General features: G+C 37.4%; 8 protein-coding genes. 7 read left to right on the forward strand and 1 reads right to left on the reverse strand.

The genetic code is table 11. The annotated features are described in order from the left end of the window. Window positions 1-291: 291 nt before the first annotated feature. From ABZB17_RS19800 to ABZB17_RS19830, 7 genes are all read left to right on the forward strand, one after another. Window positions 292-573 (forward strand): Crp/Fnr family transcriptional regulator, encoded by a 282-nt coding sequence (locus ABZB17_RS19800; RefSeq protein WP_372652859.1) that lies wholly within the window; start codon window positions 292-294, stop codon window positions 571-573. 83 nt (window positions 574-656) lie between these two features. After that, window positions 657-1,370 (forward strand): hypothetical protein, encoded by a 714-nt coding sequence (locus ABZB17_RS19805; RefSeq protein ID WP_372652862.1) that lies wholly within the window; start codon window positions 657-659, stop codon window positions 1,368-1,370. A gap of 6 nt (window positions 1,371-1,376) precedes the next feature. Continuing rightward, a complete protein-coding gene (locus ABZB17_RS19810; protein ID WP_372652864.1) occupies window positions 1,377-1,895 on the forward strand; it encodes a hypothetical protein in 519 nt (172 codons plus the stop codon). A 31-nt stretch (window positions 1,896-1,926) separates the two neighbouring features. Further along, complete coding sequence (locus ABZB17_RS19815) at window positions 1,927-2,895, forward strand: hypothetical protein (protein WP_372652866.1); 969 nt, start codon at window positions 1,927-1,929, stop codon at window positions 2,893-2,895. A 63-nt stretch (window positions 2,896-2,958) separates the two neighbouring features. After that, window positions 2,959-3,708: a DUF6544 family protein gene (locus tag ABZB17_RS19820; protein WP_372652868.1), complete on the forward strand. Its 750-nt coding sequence runs from the start codon at window positions 2,959-2,961 to the stop codon at window positions 3,706-3,708. Between the two features lie 70 nt (window positions 3,709-3,778). Further along, a complete protein-coding gene (locus ABZB17_RS19825; RefSeq protein WP_372652869.1) occupies window positions 3,779-4,687 on the forward strand; it encodes an alpha/beta fold hydrolase in 909 nt (302 codons plus the stop codon). A gap of 121 nt (window positions 4,688-4,808) precedes the next feature. Further along, the gene (locus tag ABZB17_RS19830) at window positions 4,809-5,330 is read left to right on the forward strand and encodes a PfkB family carbohydrate kinase (RefSeq protein ID WP_372652872.1); all 522 of its coding nucleotides are present in this window, start codon (window positions 4,809-4,811) and stop codon (window positions 5,328-5,330) included. A 122-nt stretch (window positions 5,331-5,452) separates the two neighbouring features. Here the strand turns inward: ABZB17_RS19830 and ABZB17_RS19835 are convergent. Continuing rightward, the coding region (locus ABZB17_RS19835; protein WP_372652875.1) for an ATP-binding protein at window positions 5,453-5,535 on the reverse strand (83 nt) is incomplete at its 5' end.

A 5,535-nucleotide genomic window follows, 5' to 3' on the forward strand; every position in this document is an offset into this window, starting at 1 on the left:
GTATATAAACGGCTTCGCATACTCAGCCGCCCCTGACAGAACTCAAATCCAGTTCAAAAAAGCTTTTACGATTGAAAAATCAGAAAATGAATTAAATTTGAATGAAAGAAAATTACCAGACAGAGTTTAAATTACACTCCCGTACTTTTTACAAACCGGGGTTATTTTCGCTTTTATCATCTCGATTCGAATGGAAATGAAATTACCAGCGATTTTTATTTTGCGCCAAACTTTATTACCTCATACACGAGCTTTATTACAGGCAAACCTTCATTTATAAATGTTCAGGCAATGATGGATATGGAAGTTGCCGAATTTCAGAAAAGTGATTTGTATGAGCTGTACCGTCGCTATCCAAATATAGAAAGGGTAGGCCGCCTGATTGCAGAAACCATAGCCATTAATTCGGAAGAACATCTTTTTATGCTGTTGAACCAAACGGCCGAAACGCGCTATAAAACATTAATGGAAAGGTATCCCGAATATATCAATACTATTCCTTTGCAATATATCGCATCGTATCTTGGAATTACTAAAGAAACCTTAAGTCGAATAAGAAAGTCTCTTTACTAGTTTTTTTTTGATAATTGTCAAAAGAAATCATTTTCGGTATGTGTTGCTTTGTCCAATAAAATTAACACAAAATGAAAATGAGAATGACAATAGTAAACTTTTGTTTTTTCGCTTGTTTGTTTTTGTTTAACTCTTGCGAAAAAGAAGAACTGTTTTTTACAAACGGGGAAGTAGAAATTCAGATTGAAACAGGAAAAGAGTGGCTTCACGATTTTCCCTTGTTTTTGGGTTTAAATAAAAAAAATCCGCCGCAGTACGCCGTATGGATTGAAGACACAGATGGAAATTACCTGTCGACTGTATTTGTGACCTATAAAATAGCCACCGAAGGCTGGCAGGCCAATAAAGGAAACCGACGAAAAGAATCTTTGCCCCATTGGTGCCATCAAAGGGGAATTGTTTATGAAGATGGTTTGCTGCTGCCTACAAAAGAAAATCCTCTTACCGATGGTATTACCGGGGCTACACCGAAAGAGAACCAGGACATAAAGATAAGCATTGCAACTATTGAAAAACCATTTGTCGTAAAGGCTGAGTTCAATCACTCTGTTGATTTTAACGGGTTTTTTCCTGAAAATTCACGGCCTGAAGATGAAAACTACTCCGGAGGAGAAGACGGAAGCGGACAACCCGCAGTGGTTTATGCCGCCACGGTTTATCCCGAAACTGAAACAACAGAACTCCAGTTTAAAGGCCACAGCAGCCCGGATGGAACCGATGGTATTATTTATGATAATCCCGGGGTGCTGACATCTGCAAAATCAATCGTCAAAAAAATCACAATTACTGTAAAATAGAAGACAATGAAAAGGTTAATTATATATGTTGCGGTTATCATACTGTTTTCCTGTAATGTAAGTGCACAGCAAAGTAACCGGATAATTTTGCAGGTTGCTGCAAACCAGATTGAGTTAGGGTATCAGCATAAACTGTTCAATCAGAAAATGTGGGGACAAACCTATGTCGGATTAGGCAACCAGGATGTTAACAGCAGTTTCAACGATTTGCTGGCCGGAATCAAAATAGGCTTTGATGCCTGGTCAAACTCTAAAAACACGATTTGGGTAAACTCAAACATAGGTATTTACATTCCCAACAACGATTACTATACTGCCGTTACACCTGTAATTGGAGTTGGTATTGGCTATTCCAGATACATTGGGAAATCGGGGAAACATGCGCTATTACTCAATGCAGGATACCAATACGGGGAAAGGGATTACAGACAGAAATTTTCTTCGCGAATGGCAGATATTGAAACTGTAGGTAATTTTTCTGTAGCACCTCTTTATTTTTCGTTGGGTTATGGATTTAATTTTTAACCATTTTAATAACAAGAATAGTGTAAACATTATGGACAGAGAAGAATTAAGATTCTTGATCGATTGTGCAATTAAAGCCCCTTCCGGACACAATTCACAACCCTGGAAATTTGAACTGCAAGAGAATACGATAATTATTCATCCAGACTTTTCGCGTGCTTTGCCTGTTGTGGACGGCGATAATCATGCATTGTACATTAGTTTGGGATGCGCACTGGAAAATATACTTATTGCAGCAAACAACCGCGGATATAAAAACAATATTAGCATATTACCCAATAACGATGGGTATACCTGTATAAAAATCGATCTGGAAAAATCAGAGAATATGGTGCCCGACGAATTGTTTGGATACATTCCCTTAAGGCAGGTTTGCCGAAACAAATATTCAAATAAAAAAGTCGATAACAATAGCTTACAGGAACTTAGCTCTTGCTTTAATCAGCAAGGAATTTCTTTGCAAGTATTAGATGGAAAGAAAAATTTTAGTAAACTTGTTCATTATATAATCGAAGGCAATAATTTACAGTTTCGGAATAAAAAATTTGTAAAAGAATTGAGCGACTGGTTCCGTTATTCTAAACTCGAAGCTGAAAAGAAACTGGATGGCTTATGGTTCCCTTCTTTAGGGCTTCCTAATATGGGGCGAGTTGTTGGTAATTTTGTAATGAAAAACCTGGTTTCAGCCAAAAGTGAAGCGAAAAGGATACAAAATTTATTATTGCATACGCAAGGGTTGGCCGTATTTGTAGCCGATACCAATGATTCAGAAAGTTGGATAAATATGGGAAGAGCTTTCCAGCGATTCGGATTGACGTTAACCAAACTGGGCATTAGTCACTCTCACCTGAATATGCCTTGCGAGGAGCCAGCGGTAAGGAAACGACTGGCCTGCGAAATTAAGGTTGAAGGGAAGCATCCTTTAATTTTACTACGTTATGGATATTCTGCAAAAATGCCTTATTCCAAAAGAAGGAACGTCAAATCTGTTATAACGTAAATAATAATATACATAATGAGGAAATACTGGAAGAAAAAGTTTTTTTATAACTCCTTCAATCAGATGTTTCAGCGAGAACTTCGCCAGATACAGGAGGCCATGCATCCTATGCCTGAAGGAATAGTAAATGTATCTGATTTTAGTGAGTTACCCATTTCGGTAAGAAACTGGCTCACAAACTCAGGAGTAGTGGGCAAACCTGTTATCCGCATTGCTGAAATAAAACAAAAAGCCACCATGCAACTTAAACCTGGTCAGAAAAAATGGTATTCCGCTGAAGCCATTCAATATACAACTACTAATTCACCAGCATTTATATGGCAAGTAGATGTAAAGATGAATTCATTTATCCGTTTTAAGGGGCGCGATAAATTCATGAACGGGAAAGGAGAAATGCTGATCAAAGTTAACTCACTTTTTAAGGTGGTTGACGAACGGGGAGAAAAACTAGATGAAGGCTCTTTGCAACGCTATTTGGGCGAAATGGTTTGGTTACCTTCATTGGCACTTAGTCCTTATATTACCTGGGAAGCTATTAATCCAACAACTGCAAAAGCGACCATGAACAATAAGGGAACAATAGGTAGTGGAATATTTCATTTTAACGAAAAGGGAGAGTTTATTAAATTTTCTGCCCATAGGTATATGGGAAATGATAAGGATTCAAAACGTCACGAATGGATTATAACAGTAAGCGAACATAAAGTATTTGAAGGAATAAAAGTGCCTGCCCGGATGCAGGCTACCTGGAAACTTGAAAATGGAGACTGGACCTGGCTTAATTTAGAGATCACGGACATTAAATATAACTAATGATCGGCTGGTGAAATGGAGTATTCTTCTTATAAAGAGCTTTTTATAACAAATCATAACATATTTAAACATGAAAAAATATTTATTGGTGCTATTTCTTTCTCTTACATTCAACACGTTTGCAGAAGAGAAAACGATTGTAACCTCTGATGGTGTAGAATTGCACATTACCATGCAAGGGCAAGGCACACCTTGTCTGTTTATTCATGGAGGACCAGGTAGCGGAAGTTACTGGTTTGAAAAATTTATGGGCGATTCATTAGAACAACATTTTCAAATGATCTACCTTGATCAGAGAGGAGTTGGCCGTTCGTCCAGTCCAGAGGATGGTAACTATTCGTTAGACAGGATGGTTCAGGATTTTGAAGAGATTAAAACAGAACTAGGCATTAAAGAATGGTTGATTATGGGCCATTCCTTTGCAGGCATAATGCAAATGGACTATGCATTAAAACATCCCGAATCGATAAAGGGGATCATAATGATTAATTGTACTCTAAATATCAGTAATAGCTATAAAACAAGTTGGTATCCAAAGGCACGTCATTTCCTGGAAGTAGAAGAAGATGGTTATTATCTTAACCAGTCAATTCCTTTGCATACCAGGTGGGATAGTTTAATAAATGTATTGAACCAAAAAGATTTAATGTGGCAGATGGGATTTGAAAGCCGGGATGAAATGTTAAAGATCGGGCAAACTTATGGTGATATTCCAAACTGGAACTGGGACTTTGGTGCAGTTGCAATGACCATTGATGATTACCAGAAAGATTTTGTAGAGTTTACGTCTCAAGTACACATGCCGGTATTGTTTGTTTACGGAAAGAAAGACTGGATGGTGGGGCCGGAACACTTTAAGAAAGTTAAATTTCCTAATATGCTATTATGGGGAATCGATGGCTCACATATGCCTTTCTTTGGGAAAAAAGCGGAACTAATGAAAGCAATTGAGGATTTCTGTAATAGGTACAAATTCTGAATTTAGGTTAGTATTTAGTTAGATAAAATGCATGGTTTCCCCAATAAATATTGGCTGATGAAAACCTGTAATTTAAAAATTGAAAATACCAGTATATTTTGCCATTTTTTTTAATAATACTATGAAAATTATAGCTTTAACCTCGTGTTGCGTTGATTTTTTTCCGGAACAGGGTACTGTTTATGTTGGTGGAAATTCATTGAACTTTGCTACGCAATGCAAACTTTCAGGGATTGAAAATATTTCTGTAATGGGTGCAATTGGAAATGATGAATTTGGCATCCGTATTGAACAGCATTTGGATAAACTAAAAATCGATCGATCGCATTTGTACCGAATTGATAAACCGACAGCGTCGAATAAGATATTTATCAACAAACAAGGCGACAGATATTTTAAAGCAGACAGCTGGAACGGGGGGGCTTTTGATTGCTTCCGTCTTTCCGAAGATGATTGGACTTATCTCGAGAAAAGTGACATTATAGCTATGCCGGCAGGAGACCCTAACCTGAAAGCCCTGCTGAAAAAAAGAAAAAAAGAACAAGTTGTGATGATTGATTTTCTTGATTATCATCCCATCAGTTTTATTGAAGAGTTGATAGATCAGATTGACATTGTGGTGCTGAGTGGAAAATCCGCTTAAACTGACCACCCTTCTACGATTTAAGTTGACCACCTGCGCCGGAGTAAATTGACCACCCCCGATTTTCCCAAAACGAAAAGAACATTTTCAGTGTTATATTGAATCAAATATAACAAAAATAATTACTCTTCTCTTTTACGTTTTCTTCTCATTGATTCACCTTTTAGTTCTATCCTGTTGGATTGATGGATTAACCGGTCGAGTA

It is taken from the genome of Draconibacterium sp., assembly GCF_041583095.1.
Taxonomy (GTDB): domain Bacteria; phylum Bacteroidota; class Bacteroidia; order Bacteroidales; family Prolixibacteraceae; genus Draconibacterium.